Raw genomic sequence first — 20,213 nt, 5'->3', positions numbered from 1 at the left:
GCGACAGGGTTACAGGGGCGCGCCGCCCCGGTATCGCTTTGGGGGGCGTGGGGATTGCTGGTTCATATTCTGGTTCCTCTCGTCAAGGTCGCACCACGGTATTGCCCAGCCCACCCTGTTCGACCCGAACATGGGCGGCGGCGATGTGGGAAAGATCGAATTCGGCCCCGATGGGCAGGGCAAGCCGGCCCGCGCTGGCCAGTTCGGCAAGGGCCGCTTGCCCCGCCAGACGGGCCTGTGGCGGCAACTGAAACCCCTGCACGAAATGGATATGCGCCCCGAGGTTGGCAAAATCGTAATACCGCAGGGGCGGCATCGGATCGGATGAACAGGAATAGGATGCAATGGTGCCGTGAATGGCCAGACAGGCCGCATCGCACGCCATGTTCGCCGCAAGATCGACCTCGATAATCCTGTCGGCCCCCGCGCCCGCTGTCAGATCCCTGACCCGCGCGGCCACATCTTCGGACTTGCGGTTGATCAGGGGAATATCGGCGTGGGCCTGCACATGATCTGCGCCCGCGCGGTGGCTGATGGTGCCCAGAACCCGCGCGCCGCCCGCCTGTGCGATTTGCACCGCGCAAAGGCCAACGGCGCCCGCCGCCCCTTGGATCAATACCGTTTTCCCGGCAATCGGCCCGTTGCTGTAAAGCGCCCACCATGCGGTCATGGCAGGCACACCAAGACAGGCTCCGGCGGCAAAGCTGAGCGGTTCGGGCAGATCGACGGCCTGCGCGTCGGGCAGGGCGACATATTCCGCCGCTGTGCCAAAGGCCCGCCCGTCTTCGCCGTATCCGCCCTGGGCATTCCAGAGCCAGACCCGCGCCCCGATACGCGCCGGACTGACGCCATCGCCCACTGCCTCGATCACCCCGGCGCCGTCGCAATGGGGGATCACCAGAGGGTGGGACATGGCCGCGCCGTTCCACCCGCCCCGCCGCTTTACATCTGCCGGGTTGATGCCAGAAGCGTGGATGCGCACCAATACCTCACCTGCGCCGGGGGCAGGGCGGGCGTGTGAACCGACCCGCAGCACATCGCTTGCGGGGCCAGTCTGTGTATATGTCGCCGCCTGCATCATGGGGTGTCGAACAGATGGCAGGCCAAGCGCCGGTCATTCACCTGCCGGACTTGCGGCACCTCGGTGGCACAGCGGTCAAACGCCTTGGGGCAGCGATCCCGGAACACGCAGCCCGATGGCGGATTGCGCGGGTCGGGTGCGCCGCGCCCGATGGGCAGGGCATCGTGGCTCTGATCGGGGTCGGGAACCGGCACTGCGGCCACCAACGCCTGAGAATAGGGGTGCCGCGGGTCGCGCACGATGGCTTCGGTCGGGCCGTCCTCCATGATGCGGCCCAGATACATCACGATGGTCCGTTCACAGACATAGCGCACCAGCGCCAGATCGTGGCTGATGTAAATCGCCGTCAGGCCCAGCCGGTCGCGCACATCGCGAAAGACATTCAACACGCCCGCGCGCACGGAAACATCCAGCATCGAAACCGGCTCATCCGCGACAACGAAATCAGGTTGCAGGATCAATGCCCGCGCCATGACCACCCGCTGCAACTGCCCACCGGAAAGCTGATGAGGATAGCGATCAAGGTATTGCTGGGGTTCGGCCAGACGGACCAGTTCCAGCGCGGCAATGATCCGGTTGTCCCACTCCGATTGCGGAATTTTGGCATTTCCCAAAGGCTCGGCCATGGATTGGCGGATCGTATAGCGGGGGTTGAAACTGTCAAAAGGGTTCTGAAAGATCAGCTGCGCCCGGGCGCGGAACCGGCGCAATTCCTCGCCCTTGAGATCGGTGATCGAGGCGCCGTCAAACAACAATTCGCCGCCGGTCGCCTCTTCCAGTTTGACCAGAAGCCGCCCCATCGAGGTTTTACCGCAGCCGGATTCCCCCAACAGGCCCACGCTTTCACCGCGCCTGAGGGTAAAGCTGACACCATCCACCGCCTTGACGGTGCCGCCCCCGCCCACCATGGCCGAAAGCGCGCCCCCCACACGAAAATGCAGGCGCGCATCAGTGACCGAGATCAGCGGGGCCTTGTCGGCATTGCGGGTATCGTCAAACACTAGGCGTCCTCCTGCCATGTCTCGTATTTCATGGCCTGCTGGCGCAAAACCGTGGCCTCGGATGCCCGATGACAGGCCACGGCATGATGGTTGTCGCCGTCAAACAGGGCCGGGTCGGTTGCGCGGCATACGTCGATGGCAAAAGGACAGCGCGGCGCGAAACGGCAGCCCTTGGGCGGGTCCATCAACGACGGCGGCGCGCCGGCAATCGGGGTCAACAACCCTTGTTCGGCGCCTTTCAGATCGGGAAAGGCGTTTTTCAGCCCCATGGTATAAGGATGAACCGGCGCGCGCAGCAGATCGGTGGTGCGCCCGCTTTCCACCACCTTGCCGGCATACATGACGACGGTGATGTCACAGACATAGGCCACGACCGAGATGTCATGTGTGACCATGATCACCGAGATGCCCAACTGTTGTTGCAGGCTGCGCAGCTGGTCCAGAATCTGGCGCTGAACGATCACATCAAGGGCGGTGACGGGTTCATCCGCGATGATCAGTTTCGGATCCAGGGCAAGGGCCAGCGCGATGGCCACCCGTTGCCGCATCCCGCCGGAAAACTGGTGCGGAAAATCGCTCAGCCGCCCCACCTCGATGCCGACCATTTCAAACAGTTCCTCGGCCCGGGCGCGGGCCGCGCGCCGTGACAGCCCGCCGCGACCGCGCAACACCTCGTTCAACTGGTATTCAACGGTATAGACGGGATCGAGAGAGTTCATCGCGCTTTGCGGAATAAAGGCAATGTCGCGCCAGCGCAGGCGGTTCATCTGCCGTTCGGACAGGGACACCAGATCGGTGCCGTCAAAAACCATTTTCCCGCCTGAAATCCGGGCGTTGTCGGAAATGATCCGCGTGACCGCGCTGGCCATTGTGGTTTTGCCACAGCCGCTTTCCCCGACCAGCCCGACGATACTGCCGTGCGGCACATCAAAGCTGGCCCCGTCCACGGCGCCCACGACCTTGGGGCCGACGTGGTAATCCACCTTGAGGGTCTGGACGGAAAGAAGTGTCTCTTGATTGTTCATCGGTTCAACTTTGGGAAAAGGATGTTTTCATAGCCGCGCGAGATGAAAAAGCCCGCGCTGACCACCAGAATGATCGCAACGCCGGGCGGGACGAACCAGTAATAGGCCTGACGCGACAATGCCTGACTGGCAAAGGCATCTTGCAGCATATAGCCCCAGCTGATCGTCTGCGGATCGCCAAACCCAAGAAAGCTGATCGAGGCTTCGGTCAGGATGGCCCAGCCGATGGCGATAGAGCCGTAAAGAAAACTCATGGGAAGGACATTGGGCGCCACATGGCGGACGATGATCTTGAAATCGGACGATCCTGAAATGCGCGCCGCTTCGACATAGCCACGGTTGCGCAGGGTCAACACCTGCGACCGGATCACCCGCGCGGTATCGCGCCACAACACCAGCGCCATGGCGATCACCACGTTCCAGATCGACGGTTCAAGAAACGCGGCCAGAACGATGACAAAGGGCAGAAACGGGATGCCAAAGGCGATATCGGCAAGCCGCATCAGCACGGTTTCAACCCAACCGCCGAAATAGCCCGCTGTCACCCCGACAATCGTGCCGATCAGGGCAACCATCACCGCCGCCGTCGACCCGACCAGCAGGGCCGAGCGGGTGCCGAAAATGATCTGCGAAAAAATATCGCGGCCCAGACTGGTGGTTCCCAGAATATGGCCCTGAACCCCGGGGCGAAAATCGGCCGCCAATTCGTAACTTTCGGAATACAGAATCTCGGTCGGGTCATAGGGGGCGATCTGATGGGCAAAGATCGCGGTCAGCAGGAATACCGCATAGATCAGCAAACCGGCAATCGCGAACGGATCGTTCATCGGCAGGCGGATTGCGCCAAATGTCCGGCGAAACAGGCCCGGCTTGGCGAGAGAGGCGGCATTATCAGGCATGGGAAATCCGCGGATCAAGGAAGGCATAGAGCAGGTCAGCGACAAGGTTCATCAGGATCACAACAACCGCGATCATCAGGAAGGCGCCCTGCGCCAGAGGATAATCAGAGGCCGACACAGCCAGCACCAGTTCACGGCCCAGCCCGGGCCACGAGAACACCGATTCGACCACCACGTTGCCCTGCAACTGATACCCCACGGAAATCGCAAAGGAGGTCATGACCGGCAACAGCGCGTTGCGCGCGGCATGTTTGACCACCACCGTCCATTTCGACAGGCCCTTGACCCGCGCCATGGTGACGAAATCTTCTTTCATCACGTCCAGCATGTTTGAACGCATCAGCAACAGTGGCAAACCTTGGGAATAGATCGCCAGTGTTGCGGCGGGCAGGGCCAGATGGGACAGGAAATCAGCCGAGGTGTAGAACGCCCAAAAGCCGCTGTATTCAACGCCCGGGGACCGGGTTCCGCCCGCCGGAAACCAGCCCAGCCAAAAGGAAAACACCGCAAGAAGCACCATGCCAAGCCAGAATTCCGGCATCGCCCGGGTGGTCAGAACCGCCGTGAGAGATGCCTTTTCAACCACCGATCCGCGCCGCCAGGCCAACCATGCGCCGGCAAGGATGCCGAAAACATAGGCCACGATCAGCGATGAAAATGTAAGGATCAGGGTGTTGGGCAGCAACGCCCAGATACGTTCGCCCACCGGGGTGCGATAGCGGAAGGAATAGCCCAGCTCGCCCTGAAGCAGGTTGCCGAGATAGGTGAAATATTGCGACCAAAGGGGTTTGTCCAAACCGAATTGGGCCATCAGCGCCTCTTGCTGTTCGGCGGTGAATGTCGGGTCGATATAGGCGGCCATCGGGTTGCCGGGCATCAGCCGGAACAACAGAAAAAGAATGGTGACAACGGCCCAAAGCACCAGCAGCAATTGCAGCAGTCGTGAGATGATCGCTCTTGCCTGTGACATTATTTGTTCCCGTGGGGGCGTTTATTATCGTTGCAGGGCGCAACATGCGGCCCGGTTTCTTATGGCGCGGACAGGCGGGCGCGATTGATGCGCCCGCCTGCCAGGCTGGTTACTCGGCCAGCGTTTCCTTTTCGTCGCCCGGATAATGCAGGCGCCCGCCTTCCAGCGTATAACCGGCATCTTTCAGGGTTTTCGCCGCCAGATCATGCCCGGCCTTGAAATTGTCCACGAGGGCCGTGTCGCTCCAGAACGCGAGGGCGGGGGACACCACCGAGTTTGACGGGATGGCAAAGCCCTTGAACGCCGCATTCACGATCAGGCGGCGGTCCACGGCGGTGGACAATGCCTTGCGGAATGCCGGGTCGTCAAACGGCGGGCGGCGGTTGTTGAAGGCGATATAACGAAAGCCAATCGCGATGGTTGAAACAACGGCCAGATCGCCATCAGCCGCGGCTGCTTCCTCCAGCACCTTGGGGTCGCCGCTGAATTCGGCCAGAAAGTTGATCTCGCCCGAGCGAAGCATGCCAAGCGCGGCTTCGGTGTTGGGTACGATCCGCAGGATCCACCGCTCTGCCTTCGGGGCGTGGAAATGATCCTTGTTGGCGCTCAGCACGATTTCCTCGTTCACCAGCCAGCGGTCGAATTTATAGGGGCCAGAGCCGATGGGCATCTGTTCCTGATAGCTTTCGGCGTTTTCATCCTTGCCTTTGAGATCTTCGATAATCGGTTCCCAGATGTGTTTGGGGATCAGGTTGATCTTGGCCAGGCTGGACGTCAGGAACGAGGCCGACGCATCCTTCAGCTTGAAGATCAGCGTGCTGTCATCGACAATTTCGATACTGTCGATGTTGCTGGCAAAGGGTTTGTACATCGGCGCTTCGCCCGACATCGGCACCTCAAAGGAAAATTTCACATCCTCTACGGTGACAGGTTCGCCGTCGTGCCATTTCATGCCATCGCGCAGCTTGACCTCAAGTGTCTTGCCGTCTTTCCAGTTATAGCTTTCGGCGGCCCAGGGTTGGGGCAACCCATCAGGACCAACGCGCATGAGGCGGTCATAGATCAGTTCGAAAATCCAGCTATCCACCCCGCCCGAGATGTAAAGCGGGTTGATCGCGATGACGTTATCGCCCGAATTCAGAACGAAATCCTTGTTGTCGCCAATGGGTTGGCCATCGATGAACGTCCAGGTGTTGCGAATGCCGATACCGCTCTGCTCGACGATGGTGCTTTCGTCAAACTTGGTCTTGTCGAAGGCAAAGGCGTTTTTCGGATGCACCAGCATCATGTTCGGCTGATCTTCGGCAAGAATTTCCTGCGCCTCGAACAACAGTTCTTTCCGTTTGTCCGGGTCAATCGCGACGCGCTGTTCTTCGACGATCTTGTCATAGGCGGGGTTTTTGTACCCGATGAAATTGTAACCCTTTTCGGCGGTCGATGAATGAAACAGGTTATAGACGATTTCGTCAGGGTCCGAACGTTCGGGGCGCCCCACCATCTGCCATGCGGTGGTGTCCCATTTGTCACGCTGATACCAGACAATATCGGAAAGCTGCTCCCAGGGCATGACCTTGACTTCAACATCAAGCCCCAGTTTTTCCCACTCCTGTGCGATCAACTGCATTGATTGAAATTCGGCAGGCTGCGAGGCTTGTGGGCGCGAAAACAGTTCGATCGTTCTGATTTCGTCTCCGGCAAAACCTGGACTTGCCAATAGTGCGACGCCGACCGCGGCCGCAAAACTTTGTCCTATATTCTTCATGGTTTCTCCCCTGGGTTTTATTATTCAGGCAATCCGCATGTCCTTGAATGTTGTTCCCGTCGCCATTTTTGACGGGAGCGGATAGGCCTTCTTGGAATGTGACAGCCCCATCGACACCCAGCTTTCTGCTTGCTTGAGCGCGGCCTTGGCTGCATTCACCGCAGGCACCCCTACGGCGGTGGAAATATCATCGGCCATATCGAGGAAAGACATCGTCATGCAGCCAAACATCAGCGCATCGGCGCGGTCCTGCTGCACGCATTGGGTGGCCACCTCGATCAACCTCTTGCGGGTGTCGTCGGGGGCGGTCATCAGTTCAAGCACCGGAATATCGGTTGCGCGCACCGACGCCAGTTTGGCCAGAACGCCGGTGCGATAGGCCAAAAGTTCTTGCCCTGCCACCATGCTGTCATAGATCGTCAGGATCGAAAACTTGTGGCCCAGACCGGCACTCAGCAACATGGATGCCTCGCAGGGGCCGATCACCGGGATCGTTGCAATTTCGCGCGCGGCTTCCAGGCCGGGGTCGCCAAAGCAACCGATGATGCAGGCGTCGTATCCGTCTGCCTCGCATTGGGCGATCAGTTCAACCGTGGTGGGAACGCAAAGCGCCTCTTCATAGGCGGATTCAATCGACGCCGGGCCGCTGGCCACGTCGACCACTTTTACAGTGGTTCCCTCAAAAGCCCAGCGGTTCAACAGGTTCTCGCGGCGTGTCATTTCCGTCTGGCCCATTTTCGTTTTCGACATCGGACCGGGTACTACATACGCAATTCTCATGCTCCCCCCTTGTTTTACTCTGTAAAACGCTGTTTCTAGATATGACAGTAACTTAGATTCGAAATTTTGCAACAGTTCTGTAAAAGACCTGAATGGAATGTCTGGAGGCCCCGGTGAGCGAGAAAAAAGCCTATACGATCGAAGCAGTTGGGCGGGCCTTATCCGTCATGGAGGCCTTGGCCGAGAGGCCGGGCCAAGGTGTTACAGAGCTTTCAAAAACGCTGGATCTGACGAAATCCATCGTTTTTCGGCTGCTGTTTACCCTTGAAGAGCGCGGTTTCGTTTTTCGCGATCCCGAAAGGGCGACCTATTCGCTGGGCTATCGGGTTGCCGTGTTGGGCGAACGTGTGGGGCGCGAAGGCACGCTTATGCACGCGGCCCCGTCGGAAATGGACAAGCTGCGTGATAAAACAGGTGAAAACGTCAATCTGGTGATGCGCGAAGGGTTGCGCAGCTTTGTTCTGGCCACCCGGCAAGGGACATACCCCATCCGCATCTTTGCACAGGCAGGGCGTTTCGGGCCGCTTCACGCCGGGGGCGCATCATTGCTGATATTGGCCTATGCGGGGGACGATGTGATCGAGCGCGTGCTGAGCGGCACGCTTGATCGTTACTCGCACCATACGGAAACGGACCCCGAAAAATTGCGCGATACACTAAAGAGAATTCGCGATTCCGGCTATAACGTCGCGGTGAACGATCTTGACGACGGCGCCTTCAGCATTGCCGCGCCCATCCGCGATGGGGCAGGCAAGGTGATTGCCGGCATATCCGTCGCCGGTGCCATGCCCCGTTTCAACGAAACGACCCGCGCGCAATATCTGGAGGCGGTGCTTGCCGCTGCGGCAGGGGTGAGTGCCAAACTTTCTCATGCGCCGGCCTGACAACCACTTGTGAGAACGGGAACTCTTTGCTAGCGTTTTATTTGTTGAATAACCGTTTCGGTGAGCAAAACGCTTCGGGAGGAAGTTATGAACGACACAGAACAATCCGTATTGGACAGCGTATCCCTGGATGAACCCTGGGCCCTGGTAGAATCCTTTGCCGGGTTCAAACGTGAACACCCCACGGATGTGAACCGCGGCATGGATGAGGTGGCCAGCCGGTTGGCAAAACATGGCGTGCCGGTGACAATGCACAGCCCGGAACTGTATCTCAGCCTGCCGGGCGTCGCGCGGGTTGAAGCGGGCGGAAAAACCTTTCGCGCAAAACCGCCAGCCTATAGCACCGACGCCCGCGCGGGCCTGAGCGGGCCGTTGGTTTACATGCCGACACTTGCCACCGATGAAGACGGCGAAGATCAGGATTTCTTTGAATTCAACTTTGAACGCAGCCCCGAAATGACCAAAGCCGTCACCGGCAAGATTGTCATCTCTGAAGGGTTCGCAAGCCCTGCCATCGTATCCCTGATGGCCGATTCCGGGGCGATCGGCGTCATCGCAATCAACCCGGGCGTTGATATTCACTGGGGTATCTGCACCACGATCTGGGGCGTGCCCGGATTGGACGACGTGGGCCGCATTCCTTCGATCCCGGCGCTGGCGGTGAACAACCCTGATGGTCAGGCCCTGATCGAGATGGCAAAAGCCGGCAAGGACGTGACGATCTTTACCGAGATGGAGCAAGGCTGGTTCACCTCGAAATTGCCCGAAGTCTTTATCGAAGGCAGTGAAGAACCTGAAAAATACGTCCTGCTGCATGGCCACCTTGATAGCTGGGATGTGGGGGTTGGCGACAATGCCACTGGCGATGCCTCGATGCTGGAAATGGCGCGGGTGCTGTGGAAACATCGCGACAAACTGAAACGCTCGGTGCGCATCTGCTGGTGGCCGGGGCATTCAACGGGGCGCTATGCCGGCTCGACCTGGTTTTCCGATGAATTCGCCCTTGATCTGGACCAGAACTGTGTGTCGCAGGTTAATTGTGACAGCCCGGGTTGCCGCTGGGCGACGGAATTCACCGATGTATCGTTGATGAGCGAAACATCGGAGTTTCTGGCCGAAGTGGTGCAGGAGGTTGCAGGCAAGACGTTGCAGGGCGAACGGCCCCACCGGGCCGGGGATTATTCGTTCAACGGTATCGGGTTAAGCAGCTATTTCATGCTGTCCTCGGCCATGACATCGGCGGACCGCGAAGAAAAAGGGTATTACCCTGTTGGCGGATGCGGCATGAATATCGCCTGGCACACCGAAAACGATACGTTGGAAATCGCCGACAAAGATATCTTGCTGCGTGACATCAAGGTGTATCTTCTGGCGGTGCTGCGCAATGCCAATGCGACGATCCTGCCCTTTGACTGGCGCGCCACCGCGCGCGAATTTCAGGCAACAATCGACGGGTATCAGAAGGACGCAGGCCAGCACTTTGACCTGTCACCGGCGCGCAAGGCGGCCGACAGCCTGCTGTCTACGCTTGAAACATTCTATAAGGATGTGGAGGCCGGAAAAATCCCGGCTGACAAGGCCAATACGGTGATTCAAGATCTGGCGCGGATGCTGGTGCCGCTCAACTTTAACCGTGGCCCGCGGTTTCGCCATGACCCGGCGCTAACCATTCCACCCCTGCCGGCCCTGGATGTTGCGGGCAAGATGTCTGGTTGTGATGACCGGACACTGGGCTTTGCCAAAACGCAGCTTCAGCGCGGACAAAACGCGGTGATCTCTGGGATGCGTGACGCCGAACGGCATATTGCTCTGATCACTGGCTGATCGTCATACACCCACCCTGCGGGACTGTTTCACATGGTCCGGCAGGGTGGGATATGCGCGCTGGATGCTTGTCTTTACACACAGCATTTGGCGCGCACATCTGTTCTGGCCCGTTCCACGTCGGGCGCTTGGCACTAGCCTTGGTTGTGTGGGGTGCGATATTTCGCATCGTATGGTTGCGAAAGCATTGATTTTTCCTGCGCGAACAGTGCAGATGTTGCCAATGTTTGAGCAACGAAATTTTGACGACGAACTGGCCAAGCTCGACGCCTTCGCGCTGGCGGGCTATTTTCTTGCTTTGCACATCCGGTTCACGTCGCCGGTGATGATGTTTCAGACTTACGATGCCGCCTGGATCGACCATTATACAGAAAACGGCTATGTGCTGCGCGATCCGATGACGGCGTGGTCGTTCAGCACCAATGGCGCAACCCGGTGGAGCAACCGGCGGATTCCCGATCCTTTCGGGATTTTCAAGAAGGCGCGCGAGTTCGGGTTGAACTATGGGGCGACCATTTCGCACGGGCCGATAAAATCGCGCACCGTGTGCAGCATGGCGCGGGCGGATCGCGAATTCACCGACGACGAAATCGTACAAATTGCCGAGCTGGTCGGCGTACTTCACGACATGAGCGACCCGCATCAGCGGCTTACGAAGGCACAGAATCAGGCGCTCAAGTGTATCGCCGATGGTATGCGTCACGCGGCTGCTGCTGAAAAATTAGGCATTTCCGAAAGCGCATTGAAGCTTCGATTGTCATCCGCCCGGGATCGACTTTTGGCCCGGACGACAGCCGAGGCAATTCAGAGAGCAAAAGATAATAATCTACTTTAGGTGTGTTAAACTTGTAAGCAATTCGCCCTTAGATGGAGGATGGGGATGTTCCCAAGATTCTGTTTTGGAGGCTCAAATGCAGACCACCACTCTTTCGTTCGCCAATATCCATGCTCATGGTGAACTTTTCGCTAATATGTTTCGCGCCCGTCGTGAGCTGTTCATCGAACACAACAAATGGGACCTGCCACAGGCCATGGGCATGGAATACGATCAATATGATACGCCTGCCAGCCGTTGGGTCGTTGTCCACGATGAGCTGGGGCAGGTGATGGCGGGAAATCGCCTGACGCCAACCACAGCAAAGTGCGGGATTTATTCCTATATGATTCGTGATGCACAGCGCGGCCTGCTTGATACGATTCCGTCCTGCCTGCTTTATGAAGAGGCGCCGGTGGGCGAAAATGTATGGGAAAGCAGCCGGTTGTTTGTGTCGCACAATGTTCCGGCCAATCGCCGGCGGTCGGTTCATGCGCGGTTGGTGTTCGAACTGGCCAAGGCCGCCCGCGATCTGGGCGCGACCAGTTGCCTGACCCTGCTGAACGCGAACTGGCCCCGTTGGGCCGGGCGGGTTGGTGTCGACATGACGGCCATGGGGCCGGTGATGGAGATCGAAGGCGTGAACAATCAGGTTGTGTCGATGAACTTTGCCGATCAGTTGCACTAGGCCGGATGTCATCTCCTGCGGGGCGGTCGGCTGCCGCATGATCGCCCTGTAAGTATAATCGCGGCGCGGCCCGGATAAGGGGCGCGCCGTGTTCATTGTGCTGGTGACCGTTGTTTCCTCTGGTGTCTGACCTCAAGCTGCAAACCATTCTTATGAGTGACCTCTTCATCGCAATGGCACCTGTGCATCCGGCCTGGCGCCACGCTCCTTGTTCACCTGTCGCCCGGCCTGGGGCGCCGTTGTCATTTCCGTTCAGGCGGGCTGACATCGCGGCCTGTTGCCGGAGGGGGTGGTTTTCATGGGGTTCGCGGGCTGCGCAAGGCATTCGATGGGTAAAGCTGCGATGCGCGAACGGCAAAGGGAAGGTGCAGTTCGCGGACGAGGTTCACCGCATCAACAAAGAGCAGCAAGACGGCATTCTGCCGCCTGAACAGAATGGCACGATTCGCCCGATTGCCGCCACACCTGAAAACCAATCATTTGATTTGAATGCCGCTTATCTGCCTGGCCGAGAGATCAGCCGTGGTGCGACAGGACGTTGAGCAACTTTCCAGCAGGGTCACGCAGGAAAAAACGGCGCACGCCCCAGGGTTCGTTGGTGAGCGCATAGGCAATGTCGTGGCCGCGCGCCCGGGCACGTTCATGGATGGCATCGACATCATCGACCTCGATCGAAATGTCGGGCACCGGCGTGCCTGACCCGCCTTCGCTGGCAAAGGCGACCTGCACCCGGGCAGTTTCGGGCGAGGCAAGCGTCACGATCCATCCATGATCCATCACAACGTCCAGGCCGAAAAGATCGGTATAGAATGCCTGAACTGTCGGGATAGACGTGGTTGCGATATTCGTGACGATGCGTTTGACGGTCATTGTATGTCATCTCATTTGGTCGGGGTTTTGCCCAGATTGCCATGAAACGGCGCGCGGTGCATTGTCAGCGTACCGCGCGTGGGTATAGTGCGCGTTTCTGGCGAACCGTGGAGGCAGTATGGGCATAGACGTGGGCATCATCATGGGGAGCCAGTCGGATTGGCCCACCCTGCGCGGCGCGGCAGAGATATTGGATGAACTGGGGGTGGCCTATGAAACTCGGATCGTCTCGGCCCACCGCACGCCGGACCGGTTGTGGGATTACGGCAAGGGCGCTGTCGGGCGCGGCCTGAGCGTGATCATCGCGGGGGCCGGTGGGGCGGCGCATCTGCCCGGGATGATGGCCAGCAAAACGCGGCTGCCGGTGATCGGGGTGCCAATCCAGACAAAGGCGCTGAACGGTGTCGATTCGCTTTATTCCATCGTGCAGATGCCACGGGGCTTTCCGGTGGCGACCATGGCGATCGGCGCGGCGGGCGCGGCGAATGCCGGGCTGATGGCGGCGGGAATTCTGGCGCTGGGCGATCCGGCTCTGGGCGAGCGGCTGGAGGCATGGCGCGCGGCGCTGTCGGCCTCGATCCCCGAGGAGCCTGTCGATGAATGAGCCATTGCGCCCGGGGGCGGTGATCGGAATTCTGGGTGGTGGGCAACTGGGCCGGATGCTGGCGCTGGCGGCGGCCCGGCTGGGCCTGCGCTGCCATGTGTATGAACCGGGGGCAGGGGCGCCTGCCGCAGAGGTGTGCGGCGCGCTGACCACGGCGGGATATGACGACGAAGCGGCCTTGCGGGCCTTTGCAGGCGCCGTGGATGTGATCACCTATGAGTTTGAAAACATCCCGACCTCGGCGCTGGATCTGCTGGAAACCCTGCGCCCGATCCGCCCCGGCCGCGAGGCGCTGCGCGTGTCACAGGACCGGTTGATCGAAAAGCGGTTTCTTGAGGGGCTGGGTTTGCGCACCGCGCCCTTTGCCGATGTAACAGATCGTGCCGGGCTGGATGCGGCATTGGCGCAGATCGGTGCGCCTGCGATCTTGAAAACCCGGCGGCTGGGGTATGATGGCAAGGGGCAGGCGCGGATCATGGCGGCTGGCGATGCGGACGGGGCCTTTGCGGCCATGGCCGGGGCCGATGCCATTCTGGAAGGGTTTGTCGATTTCAGTCACGAAGTTTCAGTGATTGGCGCACGCGGCGCCGACGGTCAGGTGGCCTGTTACGATCCGGGTCAGAACGTGCATCGCGACGGCATTTTGCACACCACCACCCTGCCGGCCGAGCTGAGCCGGGGGCAGTTGACCGATGCGGTGATCCTGACCGGGCAGATCCTGAATGCGCTTGATTATGTGGGCGTCATGGGGGTGGAGCTGTTTGTCACCAAGGGCGGGCTGATCGTGAATGAAATCGCGCCAAGGGTGCATAATTCGGGTCATTGGACGCAGGATGGCTGTGTCGTGGATCAGTTCGAACAGCATATCCGTGCCGTGGCGGGCTGGCCCTTGGGCGATGGGCAGCGCCATTCGGATATCGTGATGACCAACCTCTTGGGCGATGAGATTGACGGTGTGCCGGAACTGGCCCGCGATCCTGCCAACGCGATTCACCTCTATGGCAAGGCCGAGGCGCGGGCGGGGCGCAAGATGGCCCATGTGAATCGGCGGGTGGGGGCGGCATAACGGAACTGAATACGGACGAGATCAGCTATCGATTCTATCAAATTTACCTTGGATCGAATCTCGAAATAATATTGTCAATTTTCGCTCTTCGGCGTCTCAATTGGAAGAATGCCACCAAAAGAACGACGCCACCAAGAATAGCAGATATCACACAGACCCAGAAAATGGGTGAAAATGGCCGATCGGGTGGCCGTTCGAAAAATTTCTGGATTCCCAACCAAATAGAACCTGCAAGAAAGAATTCTGCAACGGAGAACATTATGAAGCTCTCAAATGAAGAATCTCTAATGTCCTCAAGTTGGTCCTTAGTTACCGGGATAGCTTCTTGTTTTACCGTGCCGTAAGTTGTTTCAACAGTTGAACCACCTACCGCCGAGCTATTGCCTTCAAAGACGTTCTCACTATTCATGATCGTTTAATCCGAGTGACGCAAGAACAAGCCCTTTTCCACCACCGTCGATGAGCCCCTTAAGGAAGGCAAGGGTGTTCTCTGCTTCATTCTCGAAAATCCACTCACATCTAATAAACTCATTGCCGATTAGAGTCGGCGGGCGTCCACCCTTGTAGATGATTTTGCATTCTTCAAAACGTATATTGCTGTAGTTTCCATAGTCTAAAACAATGCTCTGGCCTGTAATGGTTTTTCTTTCAGACATGTCACTTTTCTCCCTGGCACTTTCATACTAAACGATGCGACTCCACACTTGTCAAACAGTGATCCAATTACAGTCCGATGCTATTCGGCGTGGATGAACCGCCCGGTGCGCAGAAAGGCCACCACCTGTGATATCACCAGAGGGCGTAGCATCATGAATGTGTGGGTGACGGGCATCACGATGTGATCGTCCATCCCGCGCAGGTTGGTCGAGGCGACCGACACCTTGCCGTCGTCCGGCCCCGGGATCAGGGTGGAATAGACCGGGTTCAGCGACCGGTTGCCGGCAATCACCCCCAGTTCAAACCGGGGCAGGCCCAGCCGGTTGGGCAAGGCATCGGCGCCCGTCCCCAGTTGCAACCCCGCAGGCCCGTTCAGCCATTGGAAAGGCCCGAGATCGCCAAACACATCCACCAATTCAGACCCGTGGTTGGGCGGCGCCATCATCACCACCCGCCCCATATGCGCGGGGCGGTTGTTTTCAAGCCAGACACGCACCAGAATCCCCCCATGGAGTGGGTGACGAAATGCACCGTTTGATCACCACACCGGGCCACGGCCTGTGGCACGGTCTGTTCGACCAGCGTGGCGATGGGGGCTTTGGTTGAGGGATACCCGGCGTTGACGGTATCGAACCCTTCATATTCCAGCGCTTCGGCCATCACCAGCATTGAGGTTGGCCCGCGCGCCAGCCCGTGCATCAGCACAACACAATCTGCCCGGGCCAGACCGGGCAACAGACAGAGGAAAAGGATCAGCAGCGCGCGCATCTGGAGCATATAGGGCGGGGCGCGGACGGTGCCAGCCCGGCCGGCCCGGCGAAATCACGTTCGCCACTATTGTGTCTGTTCGACGCGGGCGACCTATGGCGCAGGGCCGAACACTCGGAGTTTGCAGGGGACCAGGATCGGGGTGGTCGGCGCGGTGGGTTTTCCGATAAGTTCGAATGCCTTGATCAGCATGGTGGTGACATCCTGTTCGACCATTCCGACGTTGCCGGGAAGGAATGATCCGAACGGATCCCAGTCGAAACAACCGTATCTTACCTGTTCGCCGCCATGGGCAAGTTCGCTGTGCCACCGCACGACCCCTTCAAGCGAAATGGTTGAATTTACAAAAAGACCGGCCGGGCCATCGGGCCGGAACCCGACCAGCGTGTTGGCGGCCTTGTCGGCGGAATAGCCTGTTGCCATGACATAGGAATCGGGCACGGGGATTGAACGTTCGGTGTGAGCGGCCAGAAACCCTTTGAGGCGCGCGGCGGTGTTGTGATCGGCAAGGCGCCCGCCAACAAAGCGCAGTGGCCCGCCCCAGCCAAGATCCGTTTCGCACCGGTCAAGAACCAGCATCGTGAGATCCCGCGCCGCAGAGTAATTGTCCGAAATCACCGACGGCGCGCTTTTGCCCGGCAGGTCCAGGTTGATCGATTGCACGCCGGATGCGCCGCAAAAGGCCGAAATGCGATCCGGGTCCGTTGCCCCGGTCGAGATCAGGCATTCGGCCTGATAGGAAATCAGCTCTTTCGCGGCCTCGAATTCCAGTTCAGGATCGCGCTGGGTGCAGGTGACAACGGGGAACAGCCCCTGTGCGCGCGCCATGGTTTCGAATTGCTCGGCGATTTTGCCGAAGTATCGGTTGTCGTATTTGGGAACAATCATCCCGACGATGTTAGAGCGTTCGCGCCGCAGCAGACTGGCCTGAACGTTGACCGAATATCCTTGTTCCTCTGCGAGCTTCATCACCCGTCCGGCCAGTTTCTTGCTGATTCGGCGCTTTTCCCAGGTTCCGTTGAGGACGGAACTCACCGCACTTGGCGAGGCATCGGCAAGTTTGGCAAGATCGTAGATCGTTGTTCTTTTTGAGTCTTTTTCCATAATCCCGTCGTCATCTTAGAGGATGCAAACAAATTTGTCTAAATCACATTGACGCAGAACAATCGATGGAGCAAGAATGCTCAATCGATGGTGCATCTGAAGCCGTCGGTTGCGCATTCTTTGTGGTGCGTTGGGAGGAGTTCAGTGCCGGTCAACCACCATGCCAAGGGGCGGGTGGTTTGCGGTGCAATGCCTGCTCCCTACGCGCCACTCTCCGCATGAGCGGGCGCGAATTTGTTTTGGAGGAGCAAAAAATGATCAAGACCACATCTCTTGCGGCGGCATCCACGCTGATCGCAGCCCTGTTCGCCACGGCGGCCACCGCCCAGACCGTCGCCTTTCTGATGCCCGATCAGGCATCCACCCGGTACGAAGAACACGATTGGCCCGGCTTTCAGGCTGCGATGGATGATCTTTGCGCTGACTGCACGCTCATCTATCAAAACGGCAATGGCGATGTCGCCTTGCAGCAACAACAGTTCAACTCGGTTATTGCGCAGGGCGCCACGGTTGTTGTTCTTGATCCCGTCGATTCCGCCGCCGCCGCCGGGTTGGTTGAAATTGCCCATGCGCAGGGCGTAAAGGTTATTGCCTATGACCGGCCGATCCCGGATTCGCCCGCTGATTTCTATGTGTCGTTCGACAACGAAGGTATCGGCTATGCCATCGCACAGTCTTTGGTTGAACATCTTCAGGCTGGCGGTGTCCCGGATGGTGCCGGTGTTCTTCAGATCAACGGGTCGCCCACCGATGCGGCGGCGGGGCTGATCCGGGATGGTATCGACCGCGCGCTTGATGCCTCGCCCTATGTCACGCTGTCGGAATTCGACACCCCTGACTGGGCACCACCCAAGGCACAGGAATGGGCGGCAGGCCAGATCACCCGTTTTGGCGGTGACATCAAGGGGATCGTGGCCGCCAATGACGGCACCGGCGGTGGTGCGATTGCAGCACTGAAAGCCGCAGGCGCAGATCCGCTTCCGCCCGTGACCGGCAATGATGCGACGATTGCCGCGCTGCAACTGATCATCGCGGGGGATCAATACAACACGATTTCCAAGCCCTCTGAAATTGTCGCCGCCGCCGCCGCCGATGTCACCATGAAGCTGATCAACGGTGAGGCGCCCGAAGCCACCACGACGCTTTACAACACGCCGTCGCAATTGTTTGTGCCGGCCGTCGTGACCCAGGAAAACATCAAGGCAGAAATCTTTGATGCCGGTATCCAGACCGCGGACGAGGTTTGCACCGCCGAATACGCCGAGGCCTGCACCGCCCTCGGGATCGAGTAAACAAAGCATGTGCGCGGCGCCGGAAATACGGCGCCGCGTTCCTTGTCAGGGGAGAAGACCGTCATGACACACGAAAGCGCCGTGCCTGAAAAGGGCGAACCGATCCTGCGGTTGCGAGGGGTCAAGAAACAATTTGGTGCCGTGACGGCCTTGGAGGACATCGAACTGGACGTTCATGCCGGCGAGGTTGTCGCGCTGGTTGGCGACAACGGCGCGGGCAAATCCACGCTGGTCAAGGTTTTGGCCGGGGTGCATCAACCAACCGCTGGCACCATCGAATATTGTGGCAAACAGGTATCGCTGGACACCCCTTCTGCCGCGTTGGAGATGGGGATCGCGACGGTTTTTCAGGATCTGGCCCTGTGTGAAAACCTTGATGTGGTTGCCAATCTGTTTCTGGGCCACGAGATTGCCCCCTGGCGCATGGATGAAGTGCAGATGGAAGTCCGCGCCTGGACCCTTTTGCAGGAATTGGCGGCGCGCATCCCGTCGGTGCGCGAACCGATTGCATCCCTTTCCGGTGGTCAGCGACAAACGGTCGCCATTGCGCGCTCGCTGTTGCTGGACCCGCGCATCATCATGCTGGACGAACCAACCGCCGCGCTGGGCGTCGCGCAAACGGCCGAAGTACTTAACCTGATCGAGCGTGTCCGCGACCGTGGACACGGGGTCATCCTGATTTCGCACAATATGGAAGATGTGCGCGCCGTTGCCGATCGCATTGTCGTGCTGCGCCTTGGCAAGAACAATGGCGTCTTTACCGCCGACACATCGCATCAGGATCTTGTTTCGGCGATCACCGGGGCGAACGAGAATTCCGTATCGCGCCGCGCGGCGCGAAAACTCGAAGAGGTGGGGAAATCCAATGACACAGAACATGCAAAGCCGCACACCGCCCCCCAACTTGACCGCGCCGATACGCGGGTGCGTCACGATGCAGGTCTTGCGGGGGCATTGCGTGGGTTTATCGATCAGATCCGCTCGGGCGATCTCGGGATGTTGCCGGTTGTTCTTGGCCTGCTTTTGATTTCGGTGGTGTTCAGTGCCCTGAACCCCGTTTTCCTTGCGCCCAACAATCTGGTGAACCTGTTGTTTGATGCCGCTGCCGTGGGGTTGATTGCCCTTGGCGTGGTCTGCGTGCTGCTGTTGGGTGAAATCGACCTGTCCATCGGATCGATGAGCGGCCTTGGTTCGGCGCTGACCGGGGTGCTTTGGGTCAATTCCGGTGTTCCGCTGCCCATCGCCATCATCGCCGTCATGCTGACCGGCGCGCTTGTGGGGCTTTTGTTCGGCTTTCTGCGCAACAAGTTCGAAATGCCCAGCTTTGTTGCGACCCTGGCGGGGCTTCTCGCCCTTCTGGGGTTGCAGCTTTATATCCTTGGGCCAACCGGATCGATCAACATGCCGTTTACGTCGCCGCTTGTGCGTTTCGGGCAGATCCTGATCATGCCGGCGTGGCTTTCTTATATTGTCGCGGTCATTCCCGGCGCGTTGATCGTGTATGGCAGCATCCGCACGAACCAGCAGCGAACGGCGGCAAATCTGTCGTCCGGCGGCATGAGCGTTGCCGTTGCCAAGGCCGCGATCCTGACGATTGCCCTGCTTTTCGCCGTGTTTTATCTTCAGCAGGGCAGGGGGGTGCCGTGGATGTTCGGTGTGTTTGTCCTGTTCGTGGTGATCCTGAATTATGGCCTGACCCGCACGAAATGGGGCCGCTCCATGTTTGCGGTTGGCGGAAATGCCGAGGCGGCGCGCCGTTCGGGCATCAACGTACAGCGTATTCGCCTGTCGGCATTCGTGGTGTGTTCCACCCTTGCGGCGCTGGGGGGCGTATTTGCCGCGGCCCGCCTTGCCTCGGCCAGCCAGCAGGCCGGCACGGGTGATGTGAACCTTAACGCCATCGCGGCGGCGGTGATCGGGGGAACGTCGCTGTTCGGGGGGCGCGGGTCGGCATGGTCGGCGTTGCTGGGGGTTCTTGTGATCATGGCAATCTCGAACGGGCTGACGTTGCTCAACCTCAGTTCGTCCCTGCGCTACATGATCACCGGCGCCGTTCTTGCCATAGCTGTTATCGTCGATTCGCTGGCCCGCCGTTCGCGTGCAAGCCACGGTCGTGCCTGAACC

20 protein-coding genes and 2 pseudogenes are annotated in these 20,213 nt (G+C 59.1%); 10 read left to right on the top strand and 12 right to left on the bottom strand.

The genetic code is table 11. The features are described 5' to 3' along the window. Positions 1 to 82: 82 nt before the first annotated feature. The 7 genes from AC0L7P_RS00215 to AC0L7P_RS00185 all read right to left on the bottom strand — a co-directional run bounded on the left by AC0L7P_RS00215 (position 83) and on the right by AC0L7P_RS00185 (position 7,488). A complete protein-coding gene (locus tag AC0L7P_RS00215; protein WP_473435503.1) occupies positions 83 to 1,078 on the bottom strand; it encodes an NADPH:quinone reductase in 996 nt (331 codons plus the stop codon). Beyond that, complete coding sequence (locus AC0L7P_RS00210; protein WP_473433986.1) at positions 1,078 to 2,082, bottom strand: ABC transporter ATP-binding protein; 1,005 nt, start codon at positions 2,080 to 2,082, stop codon at positions 1,078 to 1,080. Before AC0L7P_RS00210 ends, AC0L7P_RS00215 begins: the two co-directional genes overlap by 1 nt. Next, positions 2,082 to 3,107, bottom strand: coding sequence for an ABC transporter ATP-binding protein (locus AC0L7P_RS00205; RefSeq protein WP_473433985.1), 1,026 nt, complete (start codon positions 3,105 to 3,107; stop codon positions 2,082 to 2,084). The genes AC0L7P_RS00210 and AC0L7P_RS00205 overlap by 1 nt, the downstream gene beginning before the upstream one ends. Beyond that, complete coding sequence (locus AC0L7P_RS00200) at positions 3,104 to 4,006, bottom strand: ABC transporter permease (protein WP_473433984.1); 903 nt, start codon at positions 4,004 to 4,006, stop codon at positions 3,104 to 3,106. Before AC0L7P_RS00200 ends, AC0L7P_RS00205 begins: the two co-directional genes overlap by 4 nt. After that, positions 3,999 to 4,976 carry an ABC transporter permease gene (locus tag AC0L7P_RS00195; protein WP_473433983.1) on the bottom strand — a complete coding sequence of 326 codons (978 nt, stop codon included), beginning with the start codon at positions 4,974 to 4,976 and terminating at the stop codon, positions 3,999 to 4,001. Before AC0L7P_RS00195 ends, AC0L7P_RS00200 begins: the two co-directional genes overlap by 8 nt. A gap of 109 nt (positions 4,977 to 5,085) precedes the next feature. After that, positions 5,086 to 6,600 (bottom strand): ABC transporter substrate-binding protein, encoded by a 1,515-nt coding sequence (locus AC0L7P_RS00190; protein WP_473433982.1) that lies wholly within the window; start codon positions 6,598 to 6,600, stop codon positions 5,086 to 5,088. Between the two features lie 162 nt (positions 6,601 to 6,762). Further along, positions 6,763 to 7,488 (bottom strand): aspartate/glutamate racemase family protein, encoded by a 726-nt coding sequence (locus AC0L7P_RS00185; RefSeq protein ID WP_473433981.1) that lies wholly within the window; start codon positions 7,486 to 7,488, stop codon positions 6,763 to 6,765. A 143-nt stretch (positions 7,489 to 7,631) separates the two neighbouring features. On the opposite strand from AC0L7P_RS00185, the gene AC0L7P_RS00180 reads away from it, so the two are divergent. From AC0L7P_RS00180 to AC0L7P_RS00160, 5 genes are all read left to right on the top strand, one after another. Next, on the top strand, positions 7,632 to 8,402 hold the full coding sequence (locus tag AC0L7P_RS00180; RefSeq protein ID WP_473433980.1) for an IclR family transcriptional regulator: 771 nt from the start codon (positions 7,632 to 7,634) through the stop codon (positions 8,400 to 8,402). A gap of 87 nt (positions 8,403 to 8,489) precedes the next feature. After that, positions 8,490 to 10,226, top strand: a complete 1,737-nt coding sequence (locus tag AC0L7P_RS00175; RefSeq protein WP_473433979.1) for a M28 family peptidase — start codon at positions 8,490 to 8,492, stop codon at positions 10,224 to 10,226. Positions 10,227 to 10,449: 223 nt separating this feature from the next. Next, positions 10,450 to 11,061 (top strand): autoinducer binding domain-containing protein, encoded by a 612-nt coding sequence (locus tag AC0L7P_RS00170; RefSeq protein ID WP_473435502.1) that lies wholly within the window; start codon positions 10,450 to 10,452, stop codon positions 11,059 to 11,061. A gap of 76 nt (positions 11,062 to 11,137) precedes the next feature. After that, complete coding sequence (locus tag AC0L7P_RS00165) at positions 11,138 to 11,728, top strand: acyl-homoserine-lactone synthase (RefSeq protein ID WP_473433978.1); 591 nt, start codon at positions 11,138 to 11,140, stop codon at positions 11,726 to 11,728. A 365-nt stretch (positions 11,729 to 12,093) separates the two neighbouring features. After that, complete coding sequence (locus AC0L7P_RS00160) at positions 12,094 to 12,270, top strand: hypothetical protein (protein ID WP_473433977.1); 177 nt, start codon at positions 12,094 to 12,096, stop codon at positions 12,268 to 12,270. Here AC0L7P_RS00160 and AC0L7P_RS00155 read toward each other — a convergent pair. After that, a complete protein-coding gene (locus AC0L7P_RS00155; RefSeq protein ID WP_473433976.1) occupies positions 12,245 to 12,598 on the bottom strand; it encodes a VOC family protein in 354 nt (117 codons plus the stop codon). The two genes, AC0L7P_RS00160 and AC0L7P_RS00155, sit on opposite strands and share 26 nt — an antisense overlap. A 118-nt stretch (positions 12,599 to 12,716) precedes the next feature. On the opposite strand from AC0L7P_RS00155, the gene purE reads away from it, so the two are divergent. Both purE and AC0L7P_RS00145 read left to right on the top strand, forming a co-directional pair. After that, positions 12,717 to 13,202, top strand: coding sequence for a 5-(carboxyamino)imidazole ribonucleotide mutase (purE, locus tag AC0L7P_RS00150; protein ID WP_473433975.1), 486 nt, complete (start codon positions 12,717 to 12,719; stop codon positions 13,200 to 13,202). After that, on the top strand, positions 13,195 to 14,268 hold the full coding sequence (locus AC0L7P_RS00145; RefSeq protein WP_473433974.1) for a 5-(carboxyamino)imidazole ribonucleotide synthase: 1,074 nt from the start codon (positions 13,195 to 13,197) through the stop codon (positions 14,266 to 14,268). Before purE ends, AC0L7P_RS00145 begins: the two co-directional genes overlap by 8 nt. Before the next feature lie 43 nt (positions 14,269 to 14,311). On the opposite strand, the gene AC0L7P_RS00140 is transcribed toward AC0L7P_RS00145, so the two are convergent. The 4 genes and pseudogenes from AC0L7P_RS00140 to AC0L7P_RS00125 form a co-directional block, all read right to left on the bottom strand. Beyond that, positions 14,312 to 14,677 (bottom strand): hypothetical protein, encoded by a 366-nt coding sequence (locus tag AC0L7P_RS00140; protein ID WP_473433973.1) that lies wholly within the window; start codon positions 14,675 to 14,677, stop codon positions 14,312 to 14,314. Further along, positions 14,670 to 14,924: a hypothetical protein gene (locus AC0L7P_RS00135; RefSeq protein ID WP_473433972.1), complete on the bottom strand. Its 255-nt coding sequence runs from the start codon at positions 14,922 to 14,924 to the stop codon at positions 14,670 to 14,672. Before AC0L7P_RS00135 ends, AC0L7P_RS00140 begins: the two co-directional genes overlap by 8 nt. 80 nt (positions 14,925 to 15,004) lie before the next feature. After that, a pseudogene (locus tag AC0L7P_RS00130) lies at positions 15,005 to 15,693 on the bottom strand (esterase/lipase family protein). A 93-nt stretch (positions 15,694 to 15,786) separates the two neighbouring features. Continuing rightward, the gene (locus AC0L7P_RS00125) at positions 15,787 to 16,797 is read right to left on the bottom strand and encodes a LacI family DNA-binding transcriptional regulator (protein ID WP_473433971.1); all 1,011 of its coding nucleotides are present in this window, start codon (positions 16,795 to 16,797) and stop codon (positions 15,787 to 15,789) included. 254 nt (positions 16,798 to 17,051) lie between these two features. Here AC0L7P_RS00125 and AC0L7P_RS00120 point away from each other — a divergent pair, with 254 nt between their 5' ends. The 3 genes and pseudogenes from AC0L7P_RS00120 to AC0L7P_RS00110 all read left to right on the top strand — a co-directional run bounded on the left by AC0L7P_RS00120 (position 17,052) and on the right by AC0L7P_RS00110 (position 20,210). Beyond that, positions 17,052 to 18,089: a substrate-binding domain-containing protein gene (locus tag AC0L7P_RS00120; RefSeq protein ID WP_473433970.1), complete on the top strand. Its 1,038-nt coding sequence runs from the start codon at positions 17,052 to 17,054 to the stop codon at positions 18,087 to 18,089. Positions 18,090 to 18,152: 63 nt separating this feature from the next. After that, positions 18,153 to 18,941 (top strand): annotated as a pseudogene (locus tag AC0L7P_RS00115) (ATP-binding cassette domain-containing protein); the annotation flags it as partial. Next, positions 18,942 to 20,210: a sugar ABC transporter permease gene (locus AC0L7P_RS00110; RefSeq protein ID WP_473435501.1), complete on the top strand. Its 1,269-nt coding sequence runs from the start codon at positions 18,942 to 18,944 to the stop codon at positions 20,208 to 20,210. Positions 20,211 to 20,213: the final 3 nt, after the last annotated feature.

The sequence above is a fragment of the Oceaniglobus sp. K40-3 genome (assembly GCF_055808395.1).
The sequence above is the reverse complement of the archived record's forward strand: the minus strand, read 5'-3'. Positions and strand labels throughout refer to the sequence as shown.